The sequence below is a fragment of the Streptomyces sp. NPDC092369 genome (genome assembly GCF_044755245.1).
Taxonomy (GTDB): Bacteria; Actinomycetota; Actinomycetes; order Streptomycetales; family Streptomycetaceae; genus Streptomyces.
Genome location: NZ_JBIVQP010000005.1, coordinates 65,605 through 90,150 on the forward strand (window position 1 = coordinate 65,605; position 24,546 = coordinate 90,150).

24 protein-coding genes, 2 tRNA genes and 1 other RNA gene are annotated in these 24,546 nt (G+C 70.9%); 5 read left to right on the forward strand and 22 right to left on the reverse strand.

The annotated features are described in order from the left end of the window. The first annotated feature begins 6 nt into the window (after positions 1-6). From ACIQI8_RS28545 to ACIQI8_RS28555, 3 genes are all read left to right on the forward strand, one after another. Positions 7-1,509 carry a sensor histidine kinase gene (locus tag ACIQI8_RS28545; RefSeq protein ID WP_402357886.1) on the forward strand — a complete coding sequence of 501 codons (1,503 nt, stop codon included), beginning with the start codon at positions 7-9 and terminating at the stop codon, positions 1,507-1,509. Positions 1,510-1,520: 11 nt separating this feature from the next. Further along, positions 1,521-2,132: a response regulator gene (locus ACIQI8_RS28550; RefSeq protein ID WP_402357889.1), complete on the forward strand. Its 612-nt coding sequence runs from the start codon at positions 1,521-1,523 to the stop codon at positions 2,130-2,132. A 37-nt stretch (positions 2,133-2,169) separates the two neighbouring features. Beyond that, positions 2,170-2,245, forward strand: a tRNA-Gly gene (locus tag ACIQI8_RS28555). A gap of 41 nt (positions 2,246-2,286) precedes the next feature. On the opposite strand, the gene ACIQI8_RS28560 is transcribed toward ACIQI8_RS28555, so the two are convergent. The 6 genes from ACIQI8_RS28560 to ffs form a co-directional block, all read right to left on the reverse strand. Beyond that, a complete protein-coding gene (locus ACIQI8_RS28560; protein ID WP_402356184.1) occupies positions 2,287-3,186 on the reverse strand; it encodes a phosphoribosylaminoimidazolesuccinocarboxamide synthase in 900 nt (299 codons plus the stop codon). A 136-nt stretch (positions 3,187-3,322) separates the two neighbouring features. Then, positions 3,323-4,897, reverse strand: coding sequence for a N,N-dimethylformamidase beta subunit family domain-containing protein (locus ACIQI8_RS28565; RefSeq protein WP_402356187.1), 1,575 nt, complete (start codon positions 4,895-4,897; stop codon positions 3,323-3,325). A 341-nt stretch (positions 4,898-5,238) separates the two neighbouring features. Further along, positions 5,239-7,551 (reverse strand): hypothetical protein, encoded by a 2,313-nt coding sequence (locus tag ACIQI8_RS28570; RefSeq protein ID WP_402357892.1) that lies wholly within the window; start codon positions 7,549-7,551, stop codon positions 5,239-5,241. A gap of 439 nt (positions 7,552-7,990) precedes the next feature. Continuing rightward, on the reverse strand, positions 7,991-9,247 hold the full coding sequence (gene purD / locus ACIQI8_RS28575) for a phosphoribosylamine--glycine ligase (protein WP_402356190.1): 1,257 nt from the start codon (positions 9,245-9,247) through the stop codon (positions 7,991-7,993). 224 nt (positions 9,248-9,471) lie between these two features. Further along, the gene (locus tag ACIQI8_RS28580) at positions 9,472-11,895 is read right to left on the reverse strand and encodes a DNA polymerase III subunit gamma and tau (RefSeq protein ID WP_402356193.1); all 2,424 of its coding nucleotides are present in this window, start codon (positions 11,893-11,895) and stop codon (positions 9,472-9,474) included. 86 nt (positions 11,896-11,981) lie between these two features. After that, positions 11,982-12,080: signal recognition particle sRNA small type (gene ffs, locus ACIQI8_RS28585), an RNA gene on the reverse strand. A gap of 72 nt (positions 12,081-12,152) precedes the next feature. On the opposite strand from ffs, the gene ACIQI8_RS28590 reads away from it, so the two are divergent. Continuing rightward, positions 12,153-12,240, forward strand: a tRNA-Ser gene (locus ACIQI8_RS28590). A gap of 62 nt (positions 12,241-12,302) precedes the next feature. Here the strand turns inward: ACIQI8_RS28590 and ACIQI8_RS28595 are convergent. From ACIQI8_RS28595 to ACIQI8_RS28670, 16 genes are all read right to left on the reverse strand, one after another. Next, entirely contained in the window at positions 12,303-13,586 is a 1,284-nt protein-coding gene (locus ACIQI8_RS28595) for a tyrosine-type recombinase/integrase (protein WP_402356196.1), read from the reverse strand. An 83-nt stretch (positions 13,587-13,669) separates the two neighbouring features. Beyond that, a complete protein-coding gene (locus ACIQI8_RS28600) occupies positions 13,670-13,900 on the reverse strand; it encodes a helix-turn-helix domain-containing protein (protein ID WP_402356199.1) in 231 nt (76 codons plus the stop codon). Positions 13,901-14,239: 339 nt separating this feature from the next. Continuing rightward, entirely contained in the window at positions 14,240-15,787 is a 1,548-nt protein-coding gene (locus ACIQI8_RS28605) for a YfjI family protein (protein ID WP_402357895.1), read from the reverse strand. Positions 15,788-15,798: 11 nt separating this feature from the next. Further along, positions 15,799-16,014 (reverse strand): hypothetical protein, encoded by a 216-nt coding sequence (locus ACIQI8_RS28610; protein ID WP_402356204.1) that lies wholly within the window; start codon positions 16,012-16,014, stop codon positions 15,799-15,801. 104 nt (positions 16,015-16,118) lie between these two features. Continuing rightward, a complete protein-coding gene (locus ACIQI8_RS28615; protein WP_402356207.1) occupies positions 16,119-16,994 on the reverse strand; it encodes a DNA primase in 876 nt (291 codons plus the stop codon). Beyond that, entirely contained in the window at positions 16,991-17,161 is a 171-nt protein-coding gene (locus tag ACIQI8_RS28620) for a hypothetical protein (protein WP_402356210.1), read from the reverse strand. The genes ACIQI8_RS28615 and ACIQI8_RS28620 overlap by 4 nt, the downstream gene beginning before the upstream one ends. An 88-nt stretch (positions 17,162-17,249) precedes the next feature. After that, positions 17,250-17,480, reverse strand: a complete 231-nt coding sequence (locus tag ACIQI8_RS28625; protein WP_402356213.1) for a hypothetical protein — start codon at positions 17,478-17,480, stop codon at positions 17,250-17,252. 40 nt (positions 17,481-17,520) lie between these two features. Beyond that, positions 17,521-17,991 carry a hypothetical protein gene (locus ACIQI8_RS28630; RefSeq protein ID WP_402356215.1) on the reverse strand — a complete coding sequence of 157 codons (471 nt, stop codon included), beginning with the start codon at positions 17,989-17,991 and terminating at the stop codon, positions 17,521-17,523. Positions 17,992-18,010: 19 nt separating this feature from the next. Next, positions 18,011-18,199 (reverse strand): hypothetical protein, encoded by a 189-nt coding sequence (locus tag ACIQI8_RS28635; RefSeq protein ID WP_402356218.1) that lies wholly within the window; start codon positions 18,197-18,199, stop codon positions 18,011-18,013. Positions 18,200-18,213: 14 nt separating this feature from the next. Beyond that, positions 18,214-18,468: a hypothetical protein gene (locus tag ACIQI8_RS28640; RefSeq protein ID WP_402356221.1), complete on the reverse strand. Its 255-nt coding sequence runs from the start codon at positions 18,466-18,468 to the stop codon at positions 18,214-18,216. A gap of 23 nt (positions 18,469-18,491) precedes the next feature. Next, the gene (locus ACIQI8_RS28645; protein ID WP_402356224.1) at positions 18,492-18,743 is read right to left on the reverse strand and encodes a hypothetical protein; all 252 of its coding nucleotides are present in this window, start codon (positions 18,741-18,743) and stop codon (positions 18,492-18,494) included. A gap of 141 nt (positions 18,744-18,884) precedes the next feature. Then, a complete protein-coding gene (locus ACIQI8_RS28650) occupies positions 18,885-21,110 on the reverse strand; it encodes a cell division protein FtsK (protein WP_402356227.1) in 2,226 nt (741 codons plus the stop codon). An 83-nt stretch (positions 21,111-21,193) separates the two neighbouring features. Then, positions 21,194-21,535 (reverse strand): RRQRL motif-containing zinc-binding protein, encoded by a 342-nt coding sequence (locus tag ACIQI8_RS28655; RefSeq protein WP_402356230.1) that lies wholly within the window; start codon positions 21,533-21,535, stop codon positions 21,194-21,196. A 52-nt stretch (positions 21,536-21,587) separates the two neighbouring features. Continuing rightward, positions 21,588-22,652 carry a conjugal transfer protein gene (locus ACIQI8_RS28660; RefSeq protein WP_402357898.1) on the reverse strand — a complete coding sequence of 355 codons (1,065 nt, stop codon included), beginning with the start codon at positions 22,650-22,652 and terminating at the stop codon, positions 21,588-21,590. Between the two features lie 56 nt (positions 22,653-22,708). Then, positions 22,709-22,882, reverse strand: a complete 174-nt coding sequence (locus tag ACIQI8_RS28665; protein WP_402356233.1) for a hypothetical protein — start codon at positions 22,880-22,882, stop codon at positions 22,709-22,711. Positions 22,883-22,995: 113 nt separating this feature from the next. Continuing rightward, a complete protein-coding gene (locus ACIQI8_RS28670) occupies positions 22,996-23,292 on the reverse strand; it encodes a hypothetical protein (RefSeq protein WP_402357901.1) in 297 nt (98 codons plus the stop codon). Between the two features lie 494 nt (positions 23,293-23,786). On the opposite strand from ACIQI8_RS28670, the gene ACIQI8_RS28675 reads away from it, so the two are divergent. Next, entirely contained in the window at positions 23,787-24,545 is a 759-nt protein-coding gene (locus ACIQI8_RS28675; protein WP_402356236.1) for an XRE family transcriptional regulator, read from the forward strand. Position 24,546: the final 1 nt, after the last annotated feature.

The window sequence follows — 24,546 nt, forward strand, 5'->3', positions numbered from 1 at the left end:
GTGGAGATGGGTGGCGCGGTGACGGGCCCGACGGTGGTCCGGCGGACGGGCGGCTGGTGGCGGCGCAAGAGCACGCCGGCGAAGGTCGAGACGTACACGCGTTGGTCGTTCCACACCATCGGGGTGAGCGAGTTCGTGGCGGTGGGGCTGCCGGCCTTCGGCACGCTGGGGGCCGGGCTCGGCGCGGTGGTGCTGAGCCTGGTCACGGCGCATGCCGCGCTGTCCACGGTGACCGTGTCCCGGGCGCTGGACTGGACCCGGGGACGGAACCCGCAGCCCGTGCGACTGCTGTGGGCGCTGGCCGCCCTCAGTGCGGTGACCGCGGTCGCGGCCATGCTGATCGCGGACCTGGGCCCGGAAGGCGACGGCGCCGAGGGCACGGGCAACGCGATCTTCGCCATCATGCTGATCGCCGGCGCCGGGGTGATCGCGCTCGGTGTGGCGGACCGGCGGCGCGTCTGCCTGATCGTGTGCGGTTTCACGGTCGGTGCGGGTCTCCTCTCGCTGCCGCTGGGGGTCCCCGCGCCCGGCGCCCTGGTCACCGCGCTGGGCGTGCTCGTCGGCGCCGGGTTCCTCGCCTTCTCCGCGGTCTTCTCCGTCTGGCTCATGAACGCCGTCTACGAACTCGACGCGGCCCGCGAGACCCGCGCCCGGCTCGCCGTCGCCGAGGAACGGCTGCGGTTCGGGCGGGACATCCACGACGTGATGGGGCGCAACCTCGCCGTGATCGCGCTCAAGAGCGAACTCGCCGTGCAGCTCGCCCGGCGCGGACGGCCCGAGGCCGTGGACGAGATGACCGAGGTGCAGCGGATCGCGCAGGAGTCGCAACGGGAGGTACGGGCGGTCGTGCGGGGCTATCGAGAGGCCGACCTGGATGTCGAACTCGCCGGTGCGCAGGGCGTGTTGAGCGCGGCCGGGATCACCTGCACGGTGACCGGGGAGGCGGGCGGGCTGCCGGGTGAGGTGCAGTCGGCGCTCGCGTGGGTGGTCCGCGAGGCGACGACCAACGTGCTGCGGCACGGGGACGCCCGGCGGTGCGAGGTGCTGCTGCGGGTGACGGAGGGGCGTGTGGTGCTCACGGTGGAGAACGACGGCGCGAAGGCCTCCGGCGGGGGCGGGGGGTCGAACAGGGCCCTCGTCAGAAGGAACGGGGAAGGAGGGGAAAGAGGGGGAGGTATGGCAGTTGACGGGAGGGGCGCTTCAGGGGCGTGGGCCGGCGGAAGGAGAGGCTCGGGACCGGGGGTCGGTGGAGGAAACGGCTCGGGACCGGAGGCCGGTGGAGGAAACGGCTCGGGACCGGAGGCCGGTGGAGGAAGCGGTTTGGGACCGGCTGGCGGCGGGAGGTTGGCCGGGCGAACGGTCACTGACGGAGGCATCGGGTCGGGGCTCGCCGGGCTGCGGGAGCGGCTCGCGGCGGTCGGCGGGTCGCTCGTCGCCGGGCCCGCCGACGGGAACGTGTTCCGGGTGGTGGCCGAAGTGCCCCTGCACGTGAGCGAGGTCACCGCGTGACGCCCATGGCCATGACTCCGGTACGGCTGCTGCTCGCCGACGACGAGCATCTGATCCGAGGCGCGCTCGCCGCGCTGCTCTCGCTGGAGGACGACCTGGTGATCGTCGCCGAGGCGGCGAGCGGGCCCGAGGCGCTGGCGATGGCGCGGGCGCACCGGCCGGATGTCGCCGTCCTGGATCTTCAGATGCCCGGCGCGGACGGTGTGAAGGTCGCCACATCCCTGCGGACCGAACTGCCCGGCTGCCAGGTCCTGATCGTCACCAGCCACGGCCGGCCCGGGCACCTGAAGCGGGCGCTCGCAGCGGGTGTGCGGGGGTTCGTCCCGAAGACGGTGAGCGCGCAGCGGCTCGCGGAGATCATCCGTACGGTGCACGGCGGAAACCGTTACGTCGACCCCGAGTTGGCGGCCGACGCCATCGCCTCCGGCGACTCACCGCTGACCGCGCGCGAGGCCGAGGTACTGGAACTCGCAGCCGACGGGGCGCCCGTCGCGGAGATCGCCGAACGGGCCGCGCTGTCCCAGGGGACGGTACGGAACTATCTGTCGTCGGCCGCCTCGAAACTCGGGGCGGAGAACCGGCATACAGCGGTGCGTCTCGCACGGGAGCGAGGTTGGGTATAGTTGCTCTCGCGCCACGGCACAGTCGTCAGGGCGCAGTGCGGACGTAGCTCAGTTGGTAGAGCGCAACCTTGCCAAGGTTGAGGTCGCCAGTTCGAACCTGGTCGTCCGCTCCAGCGAGAACCCCGGTCCATCGGACCGGGGTTTTCTCGTACCGCTAGCTCCAGCTCAGGCCGGTGAGGCGCTCGTACGCCTCGATGTACTTCGAGCGGGTCGCGTCCACGACCTGCTGCGGGAGCGGCGGCGGGGGCTGCTCGCTCTTGCGGTCCCAGCCCGACTCCGGGCCGGTCAGCCAGTCGCGCACGAACTGCTTGTCGTACGACGGCTGCGCTCGGCCCGGCTGCCACTCCTCGGTCGGCCAGAACCGGGAGGAGTCCGGGGTGAGGACCTCGTCCGCGACGACCAGGGTCTCGCCCTCGAAGCCGAACTCGAACTTGGTGTCCGCGAGGATGATGCCCCGCTCGCGGGCGATGTCACGGGCGCGGGAGTAGATGGCGAGGGTCGCCTGGCGCAGCTGCGCGGCGGTGTCGGCGCCGACCTGGCGGGCGACCTCCTCGTACGACACGTTCTCGTCGTGCTCGCCCACGGCGGCCTTGGTGGCCGGGGTGAAGATCGGGGCGGGGAGTTCGCTGCCGTCCACCAGGCCCTCGGGGAGGGCTAGGCCGCAGACCGTGCGGGACTCGTTGTACTCCAGCAGGCCGGAGCCGGTGAGGTAGCCGCGGGCCACGCACTCGACCGGGACCATCCGCAGGGACTTGCAGATGAGGGTGCGGCCCGCCCACTCGGCGGGGGCGCCGGGCGGGAGGTCGGTGCCGAGGACGTGGTTGGGGATCAGGTCGGCGAGCTGGTCGAACCACCAGAGCGAGAGCTGGGTGAGGACACGGCCCTTGTCGGGGATCTCGGTCGGCAGCACCCAGTCGAACGCGGACATGCGGTCGCTGGCGACCATCACGAGCTCGCCCGCCTCGTTCTGGTACAGCTCCCGCACCTTGCCGGTGTGGAGGTGCGTCAGGCCCGGAACCTGCAGTGGCTCGGGCTTTTCTACGAATCCGGACACGGGTTCCTCCAGTGGATTGAAGAAGAGGGGCGCCCGCAGGGCTCAGGCAGGGTGGTGGTGGGCGACGGGCGGGCCGACTGGCTTGATTGTCCCGTATCGGGCGCCATCTCAGGACCGGGGGGGGTGACGGCAGCAGTCAGTCGCGCTTGCAGATGCGGTCCAGGAGGTTCGCGGTGGCGCGCTGGATCCGGGTGTCCACATGACCGGGGCGGTCCAGGGACGGGGTCCACGCGAACGTGCCGGACGCGAAGACGAGGGCGCCGGAGGGGGCACGGTAGAGGGACGTCTCCTGGTGACGGAGGGCGCCCTCGGCGTCGGCGTACGGGGAGTGGGCGAGCAGGATGCGGTCGTCGTGCTCGGGGAGCGGGGTGCGCGGGAAGTAGCGGTCGGCCTCGCCCGCGACCAGGCCGTCGATCTCGTCGCCCTCGTGCGCGCCGGTCGCGTCCCACAGCCAGTGGTCGGCGTTGCGGACGATCAGGGGCTGCGGCTCGGGGACCCGGCCCGCGTACTGGATGCCGACCAACTGCTGCTCGGGGCGGTCGACTTCGCGCCACAGGACGGGCCGGCCCGGGCCCCTGCGCTTGCGGCAGGTGAGGAGCCGGTCGGGTACGCCGGACGGGGACGGCCCCAACTCCACTTGCCAGTACATGGTGTTGGCGGAGAGGAAGACGAGGGACGTGCCGTGGTCGCGGGCCGTCTCCACCGTGCGGCGCATGGTGGCCGACCAGTACTCGTCGTGGCCCGGGAAGACCAGGCCGCGGTAGCGGGTGGGGTCCACCTTGCCGGCGTGCAGGTCGCGGGCGTCGGCGTAGGCGAGGTCGTAGCCGTAGCGCTCGGCCCAGCGGATGAAGTCGTAGGCGTGGCCGACGTGGAGGGGGAGGCCGGCGCCCGCGTACGGGCGGTCGAAGGAGACGGTCGTGGCGGCGTCGGACTCACCGAGCAGCCGGCCGTCGTCGTCCCACGCGTGGTAGAGACTCGCGCCCGTGCGGCCGTCCTCCGGGTAGAGGTTGTACGCCTGCCAGGTCACGTCGGGCAGCAGGAGGAGCAGGTCGGCGGGGTGGTCGTCGCGGACGGTGAAGGGGATGTGCGAGCGGTAGCCGTCGGCGGTGGTCAGTACGGCGACGTACGCGCCGATGCTCCAGTAGCTCGGGATCTGCAGCCGCCAGGACAGCCACCAGTGGTGGCAGGAGACCGTGCGGTCCGCGGTGAGCGGCGGGGGCTGGACGATGCCCGAGAGGCGGGGGCTGGTGGTGATCTTCGCGGCGCCGTCACCGCCGTAGTGGCCGATGCGGTAGATGTCGACGCCGAACTCCTGGGGCGGGTCGACCGTGACGTGGAAGTCGACGGCCCCGCCGGGGGCGACGGCGCCGGTGGAGATGAAGCCCTTGATCTGACGGCGGACGTCGTCGGCCGAGCGGGGGCCTCCGGCGGTTCGCGGGGATCCGGTGGTCCGGGATCCGGTGGCCCTGGGGCCGGGGACCCTGGGGGTGGCATCGCGGGTGGAGTCGTGGGAGGCGTGGTGGGTGCTGTGGTGGGTGGTGGTGTGGTCCGGCGGTACCGGCGGGTCCACGTACCAGGGGACCACCTGTCCCGTGTCGTCGAAGTACGTCTCCGCACCGCGCAGCCAGGGGACGGGGCCCTGGCCGAAGGGGTCGCTGACGGCGTGCGCCAGGGCGCCGGACTCCCAGCGACGGATCTGCTCCGGTGCCATGGTCGGTCCCCTCCCTCGCGCGTCTGCTCCGCCGTGGGCCGGCCGATGTCGGTCGATGTCGGCCGTTGTGGGTGGCCGTGGGTGGCCTGAGGTGGCGTATGCGGTTGCCATGTGCGCGATCGGTCCCAGCACATCACATTACGCACCCAGGCGGTCACACCTCGTTGCGAATTGGCCGAAAGTGGAACGGGGGGCTCCGCCTGGTTTGGCGGGGTGATGGTGCGGGGGCTGGGGTGGGAGCTGCGATCGGGGCTGGTTTCCGACGGCCGGTGGCCGGCTCCGGGGTGGGACCCGAAGGGCAGGATCAGACGGGTCGGATCAGACGGGTCGGACGGGTCGGATCAGACGAGTCTGACCGGCTTTTCGGGGCGTATGCCGGATCCGATCAGCCAGGCGTACAGGGGGCCCGGGTCGCCTTCTTCTACGAGGCTGAGGACCCGGGGGGTCAGGTCGGTGGCGCGTTCGCCGTTGACCAGGAGGGTGGGGCCGTCCAGCCAGTCCAGGCCCGGGGTGGCGCCTGCGGTGTCCATGGCGGCGCAGCAGACCATCGCGGTGACGTGGTCGGTGAGCAACTCCCGGGCCGTACGGGGAGGTTGAAGCGGGAAGAGGGGGAACGTGGCGTCGTCCCAGAGCGGGGTGTCGAGGCGGGTCGGGTTGGTGGTGGTGCGGGTGCCCTCTCGGGCGAGCTCGGTGGTGAGGGCGGCGGCGAGGGTGGCGGCGCGTTCGTTGATCGGCGGCTCGTCGGCCTCGGCTTCGCCATCGACTTGTTCGCTCCCCCCCGTACCAGCCATGACGGTTTCGTCGTCGAGTGCGGGAGGCCCTTGTGGGGCGTGCTCGCCGTCGGCGGGCGGGGCGATGCGCTCTCGGGCGTCGGCGGGCAGGGTGACCGGACGTTGCCCGTCAGCAGGCGAGGGGGCCTGCCCTTGGTCGTCGGCAGACGGGACGGTCGGCGCTTGGCCGTCGGCGGACGGGAGGGCCGGCACTTGGCCGTCGGCAGACGGGACGGCCTGCCCTTGGCCGTCGGCAGACGGGACGGCCGGCGCTTGGCCGTCGGCAGACGGGAGGGCCGGCACTTGGCCGTCGGCAGACGGGACGGCCTGCCCTTGGCCGTCGGCAGACGGGACGGCCTGCCCTTGGCCGTCGGCAGACGGGACGGCCTGCCCTTGGCCGTCGGCGGGCTCTTCGATCTTGGTGATTGGAGGCGCCGGGCTCTCGCTGTTGGTGATCGTCGACGCGGGGCTCGGGAGCTCGGGCGGGGCGTCGGTTCCGGACGGGGCGGTCGGGTCGGGCGCGGCGGCCGGCTTGGTGTCAGGCGTGTTGTCGAGGGCTGAGGGGTCGTACCCCAGGGGTGATGCGGGGTCCGGCGGGAACTGCTGAACCGACGGAGTCGACAGGTGGTCCAGGATTCGGGCCAGGGTCGGGGCGTTGGGGGACGGGGGTGTCGGGGTGGTGGCGCGGGTCGCGGCCATCGTGTCCAGGACTCGGTGGAGGCGGGCCGCGTCGGTGCGCCATTTGCGGTCGACGACCTCGTCCGGGTACTCCTGCCAATCCACCGGGGACCAGTCGGGGCTCGGTTCGGCGGGACCGCCGTGAAAGAGGCGGGCGGCGAGCAGGGAGGTCGCCTCGTCGATCGCGCCGGGCTCTTCCAGCAGGTCGCACGCGGGGCGCTCGCCCAGGCGGGACGCGAAGCCCTCGGCCAGGCGGTCGCGGCGGGACAGCTCGGTGAGCGCGGCGACCACGCCCGCGTCCAGCCGGGACGGCCAGCGGCCCATCCGCCAGGCGGGCAGCGCGACCCGGGTCAGGAGACGGTCCCAACCCGCGTACGCGAGACCCACCTGCTCCTGCGCGACGATCCGCAGCCCGTAATCCACAGCCTGTGCACGCTCGGCGGCGGCCGTCGCGACGCCCCGCTCCATCAAAGCCGCGTGCTCCCGGCAACTGCGCAGCAACACCCGCGCCACCCAGCCCACGCCCGCGCACACCGCACGGGTCAGCGGACAGCGGCCGGGCGTCGAGGCGACGGCCACCGCCGCGTCCAGGCCCCGCACGAAACGGCGGGCCGCGGCTATGTCCGGCTGCGCCGACGGTCCCGTACCGGCGACCACGGGGGCGAGGACGGCGCGCAGTTCGCCCACGCGCATCCACCACAGGAAAGGGGAGCCGATGACGAGGACGGGCGCGGCCGTGCTGCGGCGGTGCGGGGCGCCGGCGCCCGCTATCTCGTCGCGGTCCTCGGCCGGGGGCGGGCCGTGGGCCGGGTGCGTACGGTCCTCCAGCCAGCTGTCGCAGTCAGGGGTGAGCGCTATCGCGGACGGGGCCGGGACGTCCAGGCGGTCGGCCAGGTCGCGCACCATCCGGTACAGGTCCGGGGCCGACTCCTCGGCGATCGCGACCGTCGGGGTCACGGCCGGGCGGGCGCGGGCGACGACCAGGCCGATGGCGCCGGCGGCGAGCAGGACGACCACCGCGACAGGCGTCACCGCCCAGCGGGCGGCGTGCCAGAACGGGCCCACCAAGTGGCCCGTGGAACCGCCGGCCAGCAGCACCACGGCGACAGCCGCGGGCAGCAGGGCCACGGCAAGTGCGCGGCTGCGGATGCGCAGCACAGCGAGGGCCCGGGAGCGCGCGGCCTGCGCGCCCACCTCGACTCCCATACCCGTACCGGTACCGGTCACGGTCGGTCCTCACCCCCTCCCTGGCTGTCCTGACAGCGTCGCTGTCCTGGCGTTGCTCACTCCCCCACTGTGGCACCCGCCACTGACATCGCAATGCCGGTGGGCCAAGTGCCCGAACGCTTGCGCCGCACCCTAGTTGGGGCCCCGGCCCCCGTCAGCCGGATAGGGAAGCGGTCACTCGATGGAATGGCTTTGGGGAGAGGTGGATGACGGACAGCGATGATCAGGCCTCGATTACTGACCCAAGTTCTAAGAAACGGGCGGCCGTTTTACGGGGTTCTGGGACATGGGCAGACAGCGCTGGGCCCCGCATCCGAAGACGGATCCGGGGCCCGAGGGGTTCATCCGAGGGGTGGCTGAACTGAGTGGATATGGGTGAATGGGGGGCGGGGCGGTGACAGGTCGGCCGAGCCGCCGGTCAGGCGTCCGCGCCCGCCGCCTTCGCCGCGATGTCCGTGCGGTACTGGGAGCCGTCCAGGCGGATGCGGGATACGGCCCGGTAGGCGCGGTCGCGGGCCTCGGTGAGGTCCTTGCCCGCGGCCGTGACGGACAGGACGCGGCCACCGGCGCTGACGACGGCGTCCCCGTCGTGCCGGGTGCCGGCGTGCAGCACGTACGCGTGCGGGGCGTCCTCGGCGGCCACCTCGTCGAGGCCGGTGATCGGGTCGCCGGTGCGCGGGGTGGCGGGGTAATTGTGCGAGGCGATGACCACGGTGACCGCGGCGGAGTCGCTCCAGCGCAGGGGCGGCAGGTCGGCGAGGTTGCCGCTCGCGGCGGCGAGCAGGACGCCGGCCAGCGGGGTCTGCAGGCGGGCCAGCACGACCTGGGTCTCGGGGTCGCCGAAGCGGGCGTTGAACTCGATGACCCGTACTCCGCGCGAAGTGATCGCGAGACCGGCGTAGAGCAGGCCCGAGAAGGGCGTGCCGCGGCGGCGCATCTCGTCGACCGTCGGCTGGAGAACCGTCTGCAGGATCTCGTCCACCAGCTTCGGGTCCGCCCACGGGAGCGGGGAGTACGCACCCATGCCGCCGGTGTTCGGGCCCTCGTCGCCGTCCAGGGCGCGCTTGAAGTCCTGGGCCGGCTGGAGCGGGAGGACCGTCTCGCCGTCGGTGATGGCGAAGAGGGAGACCTCGGGGCCGTCCAGGAACTCCTCGATGACGACCCGCTCGCAGGAGTTCGCGTGCGCCCTGGCCACCTCGATGTCATCGGTGACGACGACGCCCTTGCCGGCCGCGAGCCCGTCGTCCTTGACGACGTACGGGGCACCGAACGCGTCGAGGGCCTCGTCGACCTCCGCGGGCGTCGTACAGACGTACGAGCGAGCGGTGGGGACCTCGGCCCCCGCCATGACGTCCTTCGCGAAGGCCTTGGAACCCTCGATTCGCGCGGCCTCCCCGGAGGGGCCGAAGACCGGGATGCCCACCTCGCGCACGGCGTCGGCGACCCCGGCGACCAGCGGAGCCTCCGGCCCCACCACCACCAGGTCGGCCTCCAGCGCCGTGGCCAGCGCCGCTACGGCCGTGCCGTCGAGCGCGTCGACCTCGTGCAGCTCGGCGACCTCGGCGATACCGGCGTTGCCGGGGGCGCAGTGCAGCGCGGTGACGTCGGGATCGAGGGACAGAGAACGGCACAGGGCGTGTTCGCGGGCACCGCTGCCGATGACGAGGACCTTCACGGGGGTCAGCCTAACCGGGTTGTGCGGGGTGTTGACGCGGGCGTCTGTTCTGGGGACTGCCGCCCGCAGATCCCCGCTTCGGCCTGGGGAACCTCGTTCGTCCTCGAACGCCGGACGGGCTGAGGAGCACGGATGCTGAGGAGCACGGATGCGGACGGCTGAGAAACACGGACGCGGACGGGCTGAGAAACACGGACGCGGACCGGCGTCGACGCGAGGTCCCACTACTCGTTCGTGAACTCCTCCATCACCGTCGCGCCCAGCTCCCGCACGATCAGTTCGTGGCCGGAGAGGGCCGAGTCGACGAGGTCGGGGTCGTCGTCCTCCGGGGTGTCGTCCTCAGGGGAGACGGGGGGTGGGGGTGGTTCCGGGGCGGGCTGCCGGGCGGGTGAGGACTGAGACGACTGGGTTGTCGACGGGGAGGGCGCGGGGGGCGCCGGGGTGAACGAGGGCGCCGAAGGTGCGGGGTGCTGCGCGGTGGGGGTCGTACCGGCGCCGTAGCCTCCGCCGCCGGTCCCGCCGGTCCCGCCGGTCCCGCCGTTGTAGCCGGAGGGGCTGGTAGGAGCGGTGGGCGGCAAGGGGGCCGAGCCGCCGGACGGGTCGACGATCGCCTCGATCTTCCACTGCACGCTGAACTGTTCCGTCAGCGCCTGCTTCAGCACGTCCTCGCTGCCGCTGCTGACGAAGTTGTCCCGCGCGCCGGCGTTGACGAAGCCCAGCTGGAGGGTCGTGCCGTCGAAGCCGGCCACCTGGGCGTTCTGGCTGAGCAGGATCCAGGTGAAGCGGCGACGGTTCTTGACCGCTTCCAGGATGTTCGGCCAGAGCATGCGGGGGTCGAGGCCGCCGGTCGGGGGGGCGTAGGAGGAAGCGGCGGGGGCTGCGGGCTGGTGCTGCGGGGTGGGGGCGGAGGTCGGTGTCGGCTGCTGTGCCTGCGCCTGTGCCGGTGTCTGCGCCGGTGCGCTCGGCGCGGTCGGGGGTTGTCCGGCGCCCGCCTGGGTCGGTGTGGGCCAGCCGCCGGGACGTCGGCCTCCGCCTGCGGTGGCGGTGGTGGGCCAGGCGCCGGGAGCGGGAGACGGGGACGACAAGGGAGACGGCGACTGGGAGTGGGGCTGGGAGTGGGGCTGGGACTGGTGCTGTGGCTGAGGCTGCTGGTCGGTGAACGGGGGCGCCGGAGCGGTGGGCTCGGGGGTGGGCGCGGGTGCGGGGGCGGGGGAGGTCGGTGCGGGGGCGGGTGGGGGCGTGGCGGATGCCGGGCCGGTGGCCGTCGGACCGCCTCCCCCGGGTACCCCTTGGCCGCCCTGCGCAGCTGGTCCTCGTACCGCCGCGCGGGCAGCCGCGGCGCCGCCACCCGGCGGAATGGGTGCGCCCCCGGGCACAGGTGCTCCCCCGGACGCGGACGGCCCACCGGCCATGGGCGCGCCGGCGTGGGCGTCGGGACCCGGCACGTACCCCATCGCGGGCATGCCGGCGCCGCCGCCCGCGGAGAAGTTCACGCCCCTCTCCAGGCGGTCGAGGCGGGCCATGACGGAACGCTCGTCGCCGTACGCGGCGGGAAGCATCACGCGCGCGCAGATCAGTTCCAGCTGGAGGCGGGGTGAGTTGGCGCCGCGCATCTCGGTCAGCCCCGCGTTGACGAGGTCGGCGGCGCGGCTGAGTTCGGCGGCGCCGAAGGTGCCGGCCTGGGCCTGCATGCGCTCGATGACGTCGGCGGGGGCGTCGATGAGCCCCTTCTCGGCGGCGTCCGGCACGGCGGAGAGGATCACCAGATCGCGCAGGCGCTCCAGCAGATCGGCGACGAAACGGCGCGGGTCGTTGCCACCTTCGATGACGTGGTCGACGACCTCGAAGGCGGCGGCGCCGTCGCCGGTCGCGAAGGACTCGACGACGGAGTCGAGGAGCGAGCCGTCGGTGTATCCGAGGAGGGAGGTGGCCATGGCATACGTCACGCCCTCCTCCTTGGCCCCGGCGAGCAACTGGTCCATGACGGACATGGAGTCACGCACGGACCCCTGCCCGGCGCGCACGACGAGCGGCAGAACACCGTCCTCGACGGGAATGTCCTCCTTGCCGCACACCTCGCCGAGGTAGTCGCGCAGGGTCCCCGGCGGGACGAGCCGGAAGGGGTAGTGATGGGTACGCGACCGGATGGTCCCGATGACCTTCTCGGGCTCGGTGGTGGCGAAGATGAACTTGAGGTGCTCCGGCGGTTCCTCGACGACCTTCAGCAGCGCGTTGAAACCGGCCGACGTGACCATGTGGGCCTCGTCGATGATGTAGATCTTGTACCGACTGCCTGCGGGCCCGAAGAAGGCCTTCTCGCGCAGGTCACGGGCGTCGTCCACGCCACCGTGGGAGGCGGCGTCGATCTCGATGACGTCGATGGAACCGGGTCCGTTGCGCGCGAGGTCCTGGCAGGACTGGCATTCACCGCAGGGGGTCGGCGTGGGTCCCTTCTCGCAGTTCAGACACCGCGCCAGAATCCGCGCGCTGGTCGTCTTGCCGCAGCCGCGCGGCCCGCTGAACAGGTACGCGTGATTGACCCGGTTGTTCCGCAGCGCCTGCTGCAGCGGGTCGGTTACATGCTCCTGCCCGATGACCTCGGCGAACGACTCCGGGCGATAACGGCGGTACAGCGCGAGAGACGACACGCGTACGAGGTTATAGGCGCGCACTGACAACCAGCCCCGCCCGGCCCGAGCACCACCCGAGCCGCGAGCCGTGGCCGGGCCCCGGGAACGCAAGCGCCCCCCACGCACCCGCCAGAGCCAACCTACCCTTGCTGCCTTCCGGCCCTGGGGGAGTTCAGTCAGATAGCGCCGCGTGAGGGGCTCCGCACACAGTACCCGACGTCAGGGGCCGGGAACGAGTTCGCGAGCACTCCTCTCGGTCATGTAATGTTCCCGGCGGAGGATTCGCCTAGAGGCCTAGGGCGCACGCTTGGAAAGCGTGTTGGGGGCAACCCCTCACGAGTTCGAATCTCGTATCCTCCGCCAGTGCCTCACCGGGCACGATGTCGAAGGGCCCCACCTCGCGGTGGGGCCCTTCGTCGTTGTCCTCAGACCCCGTTGTCCTGGTTTTTGTCCACAGCGGGTGTTGTCGGGGGTCCCCAGATGGCTTCGGCGATCTTCCGAGCGACGTCCTTGAGCATCGCGTCCGGCACGTGCAGGTACCGCGCCCTCATGCTTGCGGAGGTGCCCGGTTCCCATCCCATGATCTGGTCGATGACGCGGGCTGGGACACCGAGCAGCATGAGCACGGTGGCGGCCGTGTGTCGGGCGTCGTGCAGCCGGCCGTCCCGGACGCCTGCGTCTTCGAGTAGCCGCTTCCAGTCGTGGTAGTCCGTGTTCGGGCTCAGAGGGCCGCCCAACGGCTTGGTGAACACGTAGTCCGACTCGGTCCAGAGGTCGCCGGCCGCCTTGCGCTCGCGCGCTTGCGTCTCGGCGTGAGCACGGAGCATCGCGACCAGCGGGCCCGGCAGGGGGACCGCCCGCCGGCCCGCTCGGGACTTGGTGTTCTTGGTCTCGCGCCGGACCTGCACCTTGTCGGGGCAATACCCCGCCTTCCGGCCGCACCGTGAGACTTCCGGGCACCCGTGTGCGTACCGGGGGCGCAGACGGTTTCGACGCAGCTTCAGGTACTCGTTGTCCAGGTCGACGTCAGACCAGCGCAGTCCGAGCGTTTCGCCCTGCCGCATTCCGAGCGCAAGCGCCAGCATCCAACGGGCGCTGTTCCGGCGCTTGTTGGCTTCCAGGAGTAGGCACTGGACCTCTTCCACGGAGTAGGGCTCAACCTCGGATTCGTCCTCTTCCATCCGTGGCGGCTTCGCCAACGCGGCAGCGTTCTTCGCCGCATGGCCGCGCCGTACGGCCTCCCCCAGCGCGGTTCGGGCGGTGCGGTGCGCCTGGTGAGCGGTACCGGCCTTGCGCTGTCCGTTGGCCTGCATACGGCGATACAGGCTCTCCAGGTGCTCGGGCTCCAAACGGTCAAGGCGATGCTTGCCGACACCCGGCACGAGGTGAACGCGAACGGCGACCTCGTACCCGTCGTACGTGTTCTCGCTGACGGTCGGCTTGGCGATGTTCTCAACCCAGTGCTGAAGCCACTTCTCAACCGTCCACGCCTTGCCCGGCTGTTGGGCCGAGCCCCCGTCGCGCTGCTTCTCCAGCTTTCTGACTTCCTCAACCAAGTCATCGCGCGTCTTGCGCGTGAGGTGCCGCCGGTAGGGCTCCCCGTTGTCCTTGTAACCCATCGGCACGCGCGCGTGCCAACGGCCGTCCGCACCGAGGTAGATCGCGGATTCGCCGTTGGCGCGGCGGGTGCCCTTCTTCTTCTCTGCCACGGGCAGGCTCCTGTTTCTGGATGTCGGGATGGAGACCGGGGCGGCGGGATGTCCTTGTCCGGGAGCCGCCGCCCCGGGCGTCGTCAAGCGGCGCGTTGGGCGGTGCGAAGACGGGTGACGTACTCAGGCACGGCGTCGGCCGGAATCCTGCGGAGCCCACCCGCGACCACGACGGACTCCAGTGCGCCTGTGCGGATGAGGGCGTAACAGGTGGTGCGGCCGATGCGGAGTCGGTAGGCGGCCTCTTCGACCTTGAGAAGAACCAGGTTCGGGTCTTCGGCGGGGGCGAGGGCGATGGTGGTGGGTTCGTCCACGGCTGGCTCCTGGGAGGCTGAGTTCATGGGCAGGTGCCGCCGCACAAACCGCAAAATCCGCAGAAAAGCCGGGGGTAGCCTCTGACCTGCGGTGATGCGGAGTGCGGGTGGTGACGTGGGGTGCTCCGCAGAAACCCGCGATATTCCGCAAAAATCAGGGACCGCCGGCGAACGACCCGGTGGTGGGGTGGCGCTTGGTTTTTTGCGGAATATCGCGGGATTGTGCGACGGGCCTCCGGCCAAGGTGGGGCGGGGGTCGCGTTGCAGGTCAGCGGGGTGTCCCGGCTTTTCTGCGGATTTTGCGGTTTGTGCGGGAGGGGTTGAGGGCGCGGCCGGGGGTCACCGACCGCCGTGGCGTAGGGCGGGGTGGGCCAACAGGCGGGGCGCCGGGGGCCGTCCGCGCTTGCCGGTGCGCTCGGGCTGGTAGGACCGCAGGTATCCGTGGTCTTCCAGCAGCGTGAGGGCGGGTTCCAGGTCGGCGACGGTGGGGACCTCGCTGCGGGACAGGACGGTGAAGACGTCCCGTCGGCTGACGTCCTCCCATCCGTTGTCCCTCAGCGCTTCCAGCACGCTGCGGGCGCGGGACAGGACCGGGTCGGCTCCCATGACGTCGAACACGGCGAGGGCATGGGCGGTGTAGTACTCCCCCAGCTCGATGGCCGCGTTCATGGTGGCGTCGGTGACCGGGTGGGCGTAGCCGTTGCCGCCGTGTTCGGCGAGGTGCAGCAAGGCGGCCATGCGGGCGGTCGCCCCGGCCAGCTTCCCGGCCCAGTTGGAGATGTGGCCCAGCTTCCCGCCGCGTGCCTTGAGCTGTGGTTCGATGCGCTTCTGATAGGCGATCAGGGCCGCGTCCGCTTCCGGGGCGAGCTGGATGACGGCCGGGTCGGTCCACTCCGCCAGGGACAGGGCGAGGTCGATGACCCGGGCGGTGTAGGCGGCGGCCGTCTCTTCCGGGACCGGGTCGGTGATGATCTCGCGTTCGCCGACCGTGGACACCGGCAGGGAGTACAGGAAGCGGGCCAGCAGTCCGCGCCCCTCGAACCCCTTCACCTTCCCGATGTCCCGCAACACGTCCGGCTGCACGGCGAGGCCGATGGTCAGCGCGGGGGCGTCGATGTACTCACGGCGGGTCTGCCGGTTCACCCGCAGCCGGTCCCCGGCATGCCCCTTGAGGAAGACTTCCATGTTGGGAGCCCCGGAGTAGCGGCCGGCAATGATGTCGAAGATGCCGCCCTCCGCGCTCATCACCGACAGCCGGCCGCCCTGTTCGGCCATGAGTGAGGTGACCGTCTCGGGTGTCGAGTCATCCGCCAACAGCACCGGTTCCGCAGGAACGGTGAGGGTGTCGGCGGTCTGCGCGAGGCCGACGGCGGTGGCCACCATGTCATCGCGCTTGTCGCCGTCGGCGGACGCAGCCTTGGCGACGGCCTTATCCGCCGCCTCCTTGGCCAACCTCGCCGTCAACTCCGCTTCCACGATCACAGGCTTCATAGCCGCCTTGAGCTGCTTCTCCGCCTCATACAGGGGGTTGGTCAGCAGCGCGAAGACGGCAGACTTGCGGTTGGCGGGCGGGAGCGCGACCACGGTGAAGAGGTTGGTGGGCTCGCGCCAGTTGCCACGCACGTGGACCACCGACCGGCCGCCGGCCGCCGTGGCGAGCACGGCAAGGGCGATGGACCCGGCGAGGTCCGCCGGGGTCTGCGTCTCTTCCGCGACGGCCGCCACGAACTCCCCCAGCCAGGAAGGGAGAACGTGGACGGGAAAAGAAGGCCGGTCGCGGCGGCCGGTGAGGGGAATGGGGTCCTCCCACACGTCCGGTGCCGTGTCGTCCTCGCCGGGCGGGTCTTGCAGGGTGGGCAGTCCGGCCCACAGGTCGGGGCTGTCCACAGGCTGTGGAGTCATGCGACGGCCCTCCCTTCGGCGGTGGCGGTGTGCGGGCAGATACCGGTGCGGACGCGGGCGGTGAACCTGATGACGGCGGCACGGCCCCGGGCGCGTTCGTGCTGCCCACAGACACAGAGCCAGTCCGCGACCGGTACGCCCTCGCACTGAATGTGCAGGCCCGGAGTGATGCCGGAGACGGTGACCGTCTGCGGGTCAGAACCAACAGCCATATGGACGCCCTTGCGGGCGACGCCCTTCGGTTCGCCCACGGACGGCCGTGGCGGGCTCTGTACGGCGCCCCGACCGCCTTTCATGGTGTTTCGTGATGCTTTGTTCATGCTGCGCGCTCCACGGCCGTCTCAAGGCCGTTGGTGACCGCGCGGCGCGCGTAGGCCTCCGGGACGCCCACGGAGACCGCAGCCGTGACGATCTCCTCGCCGATGGCCGCGAGCCCGCACGGGCCGGGGCAGGCAGTGTGCTGTGCGGCGAGGAACCGGGCAACGCCGAACGCCTGTGATCCGGCGCCGGATTCGGTGCGGGCCCGTACGAGGGCGAGGCCGCGTTCCAGGCCGGTGCGGACGTAGCGCTCGGTGTGGCGGCACCCGGTGGCCACCTCCCGCGACCAGGGGGCGCGGCCGGGAAGAGAAGAGACCACCTCCCCCGGCGCGGGGGTGGTGTCTTCCTTCACCACCAGGGCGCGCACGGCCGCAGGGAGAACGGCCATACGGCCGGTCCCGGGACCGAGCCAACGGGCGTACTGCATAAGGGACTTGACGTCGACACCCGGCCGGACTGCGTTGGCTGACGTCATGGCGCCGAGGTAGAGCCAGTGTTCGCCACGCGTCGTCGGTACCGTGCGGGTGGCGGGCAGCGTCTCGCGGGCCCAGGCGACGGCCGCCGCGTTATCCAGGTCGACCACCGTCAGCCCCGCCCCGCCGGGGTGGTAGGCGACCGTAACCGCCTCACGCCACACGGCCGCCCACATGGGCGAGGTGAGGACGTTTGGGTCCGTGGTGGCGGCGGCCCACGCGTGGCACGGTGCGGGGCACCGGCAGGGGCCGGCCGCTTTCATGTTGGGCCGTCCCCCGCACGCGTTCCCCTTGCAGGTGCGGCAGTTGCCGAACGGAACCTTGCCCCGCAGTGGCAGGACCGGGACGCCAGTCGCCGCGAGGACGAGGGCGACACTCAGGGGGGCGGGAGTCGCGCTCATGCCGCCGCCTCCGACATCGCCACGTCCGCGAGGAACGCACGGCCGATCCACTCGCCGTAGACGGGCGGGATGACCGCCGTCAGTTCCTCCAGGCGCGGCCGGTGCAGGCGCCCCATTCGAGTGGCAGGGGAAGAGAAGCTCTCGCTGAATACGTGCAGTTGGGTCATGCTGGAGGTCTCCTGTTCTGCAACGTCGGGATAAGGAGACCGGGGGCGGCGGGTTGTCCTTGTCCGGGAGCCGCCGCCCTCGGCGTAACTACTGCGGTGCGCGGCCGGCGCGGCGGATCAGGCTCGCGATGGTGGCCACGGTGGGGTAGTCCCATCCGGCGATCCAGTCCACGATTCGCCGGTCGTAGGTGCCCAGTTCGACGCCCGCGTTGGCGAGTTCGGCGTATAGGGCCTCGCGCTGCAAGGAGTCCGGCGAGTAGCCGAACGGGGCGTTGCTGAGCGGTCCGTCAGAGATGGGGTCGTTGTCGCGGTAAGGCATAGGACTCCCGTCGGGTCAGAACGGCGGTTCGTTGCTGTTGTCAGCCGTAGAACTTGTTCCGCTTGATGACGGCCTTGCGGATGTTGACCGTGGTTCCGCCCCGGTGGTCGCTCGCGCTGAAGACCTGCACGGCAACCCATCCCCCGAAGACGACGGCCGCCAAGATGATCAGTTGGTGGATGAACGCGGCCAGTGCGGCGATGAACGAGGTGAGCAGGAGCAGTCCGCCGCACACGGCGAGGAACCCGACACCCCCGAGCGCGGTGTTCACGGCCGCGCGGGAGACGGCCGGCTTGACGGTGGTGACCGGGTCGGGCTGCATGGGCGTCAGGGCGTAGCCGGTGACGACGCGGCCGTCGGGGAGGACGATGCTCGCCACGGCCGGGATGGCGCCCGGCTGGACCGGCATGAGCGGGGCGGTGTGGACGGGGACGATCGGGGTGGGGGTGTGGACTTCGACGGCGGCCGTCTCGTACGCGGCCGAACTGCCGTACGCGGTGGGCTCGTTCACGGTGCTGGTCTCCCTTCGGTCAGCGTCCGGCGAGGGCGCCGGCAACGGCGGTGACGAGTTGGTTGACGGTGTCGCCCGTGTCGGTACCGGAGAGGTAGAAGCCGAACAGCGCGACGACGACGGCCGCGCCGGCACCGACCGCCCTGAAACGCAGCAACAGCCCGACGACGACGGCGAGTAGCAGTACGAGCGGGATGGTGAGGACCATGTGGTTCTCCCGGGTCAGCGGTGGGTGCAGGTGGGGTAGGCGGATCGGTGAAAGCAGTTGCCGTAGTCGTGACGGGCGACGCGGAAGGTCTCGCGCCGACCGTCCGGGGTGGTGACGGTGAGGCGGTAGCGCCAGCCGCCGGACTTGAAGTAGGTCGCGCTGCGATCGGTGACCGTCCCGTGCGGGCCCGGCGGGTACTGCGGGCCGCACGCGGACAGGGCCGTGACGAGTGCCACAGTCGCGACGGCCACGGGGAGGAACTTGCGCATGGCGGGGTGCTCCCTGGGGGTGGTCAGCGGGTGCCGGCGCGGTAGGTGCGCGCGGCGCGGTTGTAGATCCAGCGGCCGACGCGTATGCGCTTGCCGGTGGCGTGGCAGCGGCGGCAGTCACGGCCGCGCCGGGTCTTGCCCTTGCGGTCGGTCTTGAAGCCGTGGCCCATGCCGTCGCACGCGCGGCAGTTGCCGAACGGGCGGACCCAGCACTTGACGACGTAACCGAGAGTGACGGTGAGAAGGGAGGCGGTAGCGAGCACTGCAAGGCTCATCGGGGGCCTCTCAGAGGGCGTTTGAGGGGTTTCCGCAGGTCGGCCGCTATCCGCTAGCGGCCTGATCAGGGGCGGTTTGGGTCGCTAGCAGGGTTGCTACCGGTAGCGACGTGTGCCGCTACCGGTAGCAGGCCGTGAGACCTATCCGACGTCCCTGGTTTGGTTGCGCTGTGTAATCGCGGCGGCGATGTCATCGCGCTTGATGCCGCGCTTGTTGACCTGCTTGCCGTCGATGCGCCGGCTGATCTGGTCGGTCACGACGCCGTACGGCTTGAGCGCGGCGGTGAGTGCTTCCGCCTTGGGCTTGGGCTCCAACTCCGCCCACGGGCCGTAGACGTCCGGGCGCAGGTCGGCAAGCCGGTCCACGATCGTCTCGGACCACACCTTGGCCTCGCCCTTGCCCAGCACGGCCGCGACGTCGTCAAGGATCGTCGCGGACGTCTCCGGGGCCGGCGCCTCGCCGACCGCGTCACCCGACAGCGTGCCCTCCGCCTCGCGCAGCGCGGCGGCACGGGTCAGGATGCGTTCGGCGTCGCGGCCGTCGGCGAGGTAGGTGCGCACGATCCCGGCATCATCCGACATGCCCTTGAGCAGGCCGACGCCCTTGTGGGACTTGAGCAGCTTGGACGCGTCCAGGCCCTCCGAGTACGAGCCCGCACCGAGGATGACGTCCGAGACCTGATAGGCGCCCACCCGCAGCGCGAACCGGGCCTGATGCTGATCCCGCAGCTCCGACGGGCAGGCCTTGTCGTCCGGCTTCTGCGTCGACGTCATCACCGAGACGCCTACCGCGGGGGCGACCCGGGCGAGGTAGACCATCAGGGAAAGGATCTCTTTGCCGTGTTCGGGGTGGGTCAGGTACTCCTGCACCTCGTCCACCACGAACAGGGTCAGGGGCATGTTCAGCTTCGGGTCCCGGCTAATCTCCGGGGTCAGCTTGCCCTCCGGGCAGATGTGCAGCGGCAGTTCCGACAGCCGGTGATAGCGGTCCTCGACATCCGCCTTCAACTCCCGCAGCGAGGTCAGCAGATGCCCCACCGGGTCGATGCCGTTCTTGGGCACGATGCCGAACCCGATGCGGTGGGCGACCAGCGCGAACTTGCGCCAGTCCGGCGACGCCTTCCCGTCGAACACGTACAACCGGACGTGCGGGTCCAGCGCAGCGGCGAGCGCGATCGTCCGGGCGGAGAACGTCTTGCCCTGACGCGGCACGGCACCGACCAGCAGCGACAGCCACAGCATGGTGGCCATGACCGCGTTTCCGCGCTCATCGACACCCCACGGGAACGGCTTCCAGAAGTCCACCCGCGTCGCCCCCAGCAGCGGCGACTTGCCCGACGGCACGGCGAGCGGGTCACGGTCGGCGATCCAGTACGAGATGCGCCGGTTGCTCGTCTCGTCCTTGTCCAGGAACAGCTGAGTGGGGGCGATGTCCAGACCGGATGCGAGCCGGCCGTGGGCCTTGAGCGCGTCTTGGAAGTGCTTGCCGTAGGGCAGATCCACCACCACGCGCCAGCCGTCCCCGTCCCGGCCGATGGGCCTGGGGAACGCGATGGACTGATCTTTTTCCGTCAGCCCCGCCACCTCGTGTGCACGGATGACGATGTCGGAGGACAGCTTGCGCTTGCGGAACGTCACCTTGGCCATGTCGATGAGCGGCCGATCCGCCGGCGCCCCGACCACACCCAGGGTGGTGGCCAGTGTCGCCACGGCCAGCATGAGCAACCACGACGGAGCCATGACGTACAGGGTCAACGCGGCGGCCAGACCGACGAAACCGGCGACCGTCGCCACGATCCCCCGCAGCCGAACACGGTCGTTGCGCTGCCGCGACAGCTTCAAGTACTCCGCCGCATCCTCGTTGACCACGGATGCCAGGCGCAGCGACTTGCCTTCCGCGTCAGACACCCAGCGGCCGATCGCGGTCGACCAACGCCACGCGCCGCGCGGCGAGTACATGCAGATCTTGGGCGTGTAGACCAGCGGCAGGCGAACGGCGTGGTAGCCGGCCACGGAAGAGTAGTGGCGGATCGCCCACTTGCGGACCGCCGTGCGCTGGTCGGGGAGCTTGACCCAGTCCGGCAGCACCGGCAGACGGGCCTTGTCCTTGGCCTCCATCCATTCCGCGACCGAGGGCGGGTAGACCTCGCGCGGCGGGTCGACCGGCACGCCCTCGCTCAGTCCGTCGGCCTCCGGGTCGTCGGTGTCGGGGAGTTCGGCCTCCCACTCCCCCGGCCTCACAACGCCCTCGCCGGCCGATGCAGCGGGGTCGGTCTTCTTCTTGAGCGGGAACGGCAGCACGTCGGCTGTCGGCTGTTCGGTGCCCTCCGGGTCCCCGGGGGGCGTGAAGGTGGTGGTCTCGGTCACGATGTACGTACTCCTTCGGGAGTCGAGGGGTCCGGCCGGCTTGCTGTGGAAGGTCGGGCGGCCGGACCCGGGTTCGAGGTGGTTCAAGCGGCGCACTGTTCTTCGGGATAGGCGCAGGTCACGCAGGTTCCGAGCGTGGGCGGGATGACGTATCCGGCATCGCGGCGGCACTCGGGGCAGGTGCGGCGGGCGCGCATCATCGCGGCATGGGCCCGCCACCGGCCCGGAGTCATTGGCCGGACCGGCTTGGCGAGGTCCACCCGGTACAGGTAGGCGACCAGCGGCGGCCGGCCCCGTCGCCGGGGGCGTTCGAGCTGAGCGGCAACGTCCTGTCCGCCAGGGCGCAGGTCTCGGGCTCGCAGTTGACGGCGGGTGGCGTAGCCGTCCGGGGCGAGGTGCCACCGGAAGACCGGCAGCGTGCTCATGCCGCGCTAAGCCGTCCCGGGCGACGACCCGAGACGGCCACGGTGAACGTGTTCACGGCGTCACTGCCCCGGTGGTGCGTTCGGCGAGCAGGGCGTCCCGCAGCATGCGGGCGTTGGCGGGCGAGGTGTGCAGGGCCCGACGGATGCCCTCGCCGGTCACCTGAGCGTCCGTCCATCCGGCCGTCGCCTTACGTGCTTCCGCCATGAGCTGTTCCGGGGTGCGGCGGGTGCGGGGCGACTTGGCGGCGACCGGGACGCGGCCCGTCGCCCGACGCGGCCCGGTCGACGCGGCCGGAACCGAGCGGGAGGGCGCCGGGGCGATCGGAACCGGCTTCACCGCCGGGACGGCGGCGGGCATCGGCTTCGTACCGACACCCGACTTGCCGAGATCGATCGGCGCCGGGTCGGGCACCACAAGCCGGGTCAGCACGACCGTGGAAGTGCTCGATACGGGCAGGTCAGAGGTAGACCGTTCTCGACTACTTCCGGTCGATTCCTCCGCATTTGTTTCGACGTCGGGAACCGGGGCGAGGGCGGGGACGGTACCGCCGAACATCGACCCGAGCGCCGCATCGGCACCGGCCGTGACCCGATCGCGCTGGACTTCCAGCAGCCTTGATCCGAGCGCCACGTCACCGACCCCGACCTTGCGGGCCAGCCTCCACGACGCCCGGTCCGACCGCTTCCGCACCCGGTCGACCGGGTGGTGTGCGGCGCGGGCGCGGTGGTAGGCGAGGGCTTGGACAATGTCGGCGGTGCGCCGCTCGTTCTCCGCGTCGCGGCCGTCGGTGTGCACGACGATCCGGCGGGCGAGGAACGCCATGCCTTCCGCCGACACGGACATGCCCATCGGGGTCAAGGCGTAGATCACGGTCCGTCCCGGGTCGGGCGCGGCCATCGCGCCCATGACGGCGGCGGCGGCCGGCAACGCCCACAACCCGGCCCGTACGATGCGCGGCGAGGCCTGACCCAGCATGGTCAAGCCCAGCAGGACCAGGGCGAGCACGGCCGTGGCGCCCTCGCCGGCACCGAGGGCACCGAGCGCGGTCCCCGTGCCGTAGGCGTGCCCGATATTGCTGTACGTGCCGATCCCGCCGACCACGCCCGTGGCGAGCATCGGTACGAACGCGGCCGTCAGCACGCAGGCCTGAACCTTCGTCAGCCTGGTACGGCTCACCGGAACCACCCCCGCTTCTTCGGCGGGGTGACCGCCTGCTCCGCGCGGTCTGCCATGGCGCGCAGGCTGTCACGGCGGTCCCGCTGCCGGTTGGCCTCCCGCTGTGCCCGGGTCGCTTTGGCAGGGTCGCTGTAGTCGCGGCCCTGCCGCCCGTAGACGTCGGCAGTCATCTGCTGACGCTGGGCTTCCTGATCAGCCGCGCAGGCTATCTGTCGAAGACGTGGCGCCTGCTGTGCGGCCCATTGCTGTTCCGACGTCTGTATGTCCTTGAACCGGCGCCCCATCACGCCACCTCGTTTCCAGCGATGCCCGACCGGTGACTGCGAACGGACCGAAGGAACGGCACCGTGCGGGTCAGGGCGTCGGCATACAGGACGTCCCAACCGGCAATCTCGTCGCCGGCCTCCGCCTCCGCGACCAAGTCGGCGAGGACGTCGTGGGCCGCGTCCTCGCGGGCGGCACGCTCGCCGTCCGTCTCGAACTGCAGCGGGCCCCGGAACAGGTCGACGTCGATGCCGAGCGCCAGTTCCACGAACTCCAGGTCGCCGTAAGCCTCTTGGCCGGCGACGAAAGTGCGCATACGCATGGTGGATCTCTCCTTGCAAACGTCGGGATGGGAGACCGGGCGCGGCGGGATGTCCTTGTCCGGGAGCCGCCGTGCTCGGCATGCAGGCCAACGCCGCACGGAGCGGCGGGCCAAGTGCCCCGGGCCCGATCCGATCGGGCGCCCTCACGGCTGAATACCGGGGCCGACGGACCTCACCCGGCCGCCACGGGGACGGGGTCAAGCCCCGTCGATCTCAAAGCACTCTGTTGAGTTCTCAAGGAACAGACGCTGCCTTCGTACTCGCCCTCTCGGGGTTTCCTCCGGACGTTCGTTGCAGTACCTGTTTTACAGGTACTGCATGGGGGTCCGTCAAGTGCAGCGACGGAACCTCTTGGTTTTGCGCCGGGACTTCTTGGCGCACCATCAGAATCGCCCCAGGTCAGGGGACTTGGTCACCCCGTACATGGACACCTCTGGGACGTCTGGGTACCTTCAAGAAGTCCCTAGACGTCCCGCCGGGAGTGCAGATGTCCAACGAGCGTTTGCGATCCGCCCTGTTAGCCCGGAACCTGACCGTCCAGAGCCTGGCCGACGCGATCGACGTCAACCCGAAGACCATCGAACGCTGGATCACACAGGGCAAAGTGCCGTACCGGCGCCACCAGTACGCGACGGCCGCCGTACTCAAGGTCGACGTCACGACGCTGTGGGAAGACGGCAAGGCGGTCGACACCGCAACGGACTTGGCCAAAGCGGAGATTGCCACCGTGTACCCGCATCGGCACACGGTGCCGTCCGGGCTGTGGCGCGAGATGTACAGCCGGGCTCAGCAGAACCTGGACGTGCTGGTCTACTCCGGCCTGTTCCTTTCGGAAGACCCCCTGTTTCACGACCTCGTCAGGGCGAAAGTGGAGGCAGGCGCGCAGGTGCGCATCTTGCTCGGAGACCCGGAGTGCTCCGCAGTCCGACAGCGCGGCGTAGATGAGGGGCACGGGATCATGGGCGGCAAGATCCGCAACGCCCTGTTGCTCTACCGCCCGCTTCTGAAGAGCCACCCGGACGTTGGCTTCCGGTTGCACGACTCGACTCTCTACAACTCGATCTACCGGTCCGATGACGAGATGCTCGTGAACCCGCACGTCTACGGCATTGGGGCCTACATGGCGCCCGTGCTGCATCTGCGTCGCCTGCCAGGCGGCGGACTGTTCGACACATACGCGAATAGCATCGAACACACCTGGGAGAACGCACGCCCGCTCACTGACCGCGACATCACAGGAGCCTGAC

Coding starts and splice junctions, on each gene's coding strand:
- ACIQI8_RS28545 (WP_402357886.1), top strand. CDS start 7: ATGGGTGGCGCGGTGACGGGCCCGACGGTGGTCCGGCGGACGGGCGGC.
- ACIQI8_RS28550 (WP_402357889.1), top strand. CDS start 1,521: ATGACTCCGGTACGGCTGCTGCTCGCCGACGACGAGCATCTGATCCGA.
- ACIQI8_RS28565 (WP_402356187.1), bottom strand. CDS start 4,897: ATGGCACCGGAGCAGATCCGTCGCTGGGAGTCCGGCGCCCTGGCGCAC.
- ACIQI8_RS28570 (WP_402357892.1), bottom strand. CDS start 7,551: ATGGGAGTCGAGGTGGGCGCGCAGGCCGCGCGCTCCCGGGCCCTCGCT.
- ACIQI8_RS28610 (WP_402356204.1), bottom strand. CDS start 16,014: ATGGCTGTTGGTTCTGACCCGCAGACGGTCACCGTCTCCGGCATCACT.
- ACIQI8_RS28615 (WP_402356207.1), bottom strand. CDS start 16,994: ATGAGCGCGACTCCCGCCCCCCTGAGTGTCGCCCTCGTCCTCGCGGCG.
- ACIQI8_RS28620 (WP_402356210.1), bottom strand. CDS start 17,161: ATGACCCAACTGCACGTATTCAGCGAGAGCTTCTCTTCCCCTGCCACT.
- ACIQI8_RS28625 (WP_402356213.1), bottom strand. CDS start 17,480: ATGCCTTACCGCGACAACGACCCCATCTCTGACGGACCGCTCAGCAAC.
- ACIQI8_RS28635 (WP_402356218.1), bottom strand. CDS start 18,199: ATGGTCCTCACCATCCCGCTCGTACTGCTACTCGCCGTCGTCGTCGGG.
- ACIQI8_RS28640 (WP_402356221.1), bottom strand. CDS start 18,468: ATGCGCAAGTTCCTCCCCGTGGCCGTCGCGACTGTGGCACTCGTCACG.
- ACIQI8_RS28645 (WP_402356224.1), bottom strand. CDS start 18,743: ATGAGCCTTGCAGTGCTCGCTACCGCCTCCCTTCTCACCGTCACTCTC.
- ACIQI8_RS28655 (WP_402356230.1), bottom strand. CDS start 21,535: ATGAGCACGCTGCCGGTCTTCCGGTGGCACCTCGCCCCGGACGGCTAC.
- ACIQI8_RS28660 (WP_402357898.1), bottom strand. CDS start 22,652: ATGCTCGCCACGGGCGTGGTCGGCGGGATCGGCACGTACAGCAATATC.
- ACIQI8_RS28665 (WP_402356233.1), bottom strand. CDS start 22,882: ATGACTGCCGACGTCTACGGGCGGCAGGGCCGCGACTACAGCGACCCT.
- ACIQI8_RS28670 (WP_402357901.1), bottom strand. CDS start 23,292: ATGCGCACTTTCGTCGCCGGCCAAGAGGCTTACGGCGACCTGGAGTTC.
- ACIQI8_RS28675 (WP_402356236.1), top strand. CDS start 23,787: ATGTCCAACGAGCGTTTGCGATCCGCCCTGTTAGCCCGGAACCTGACC.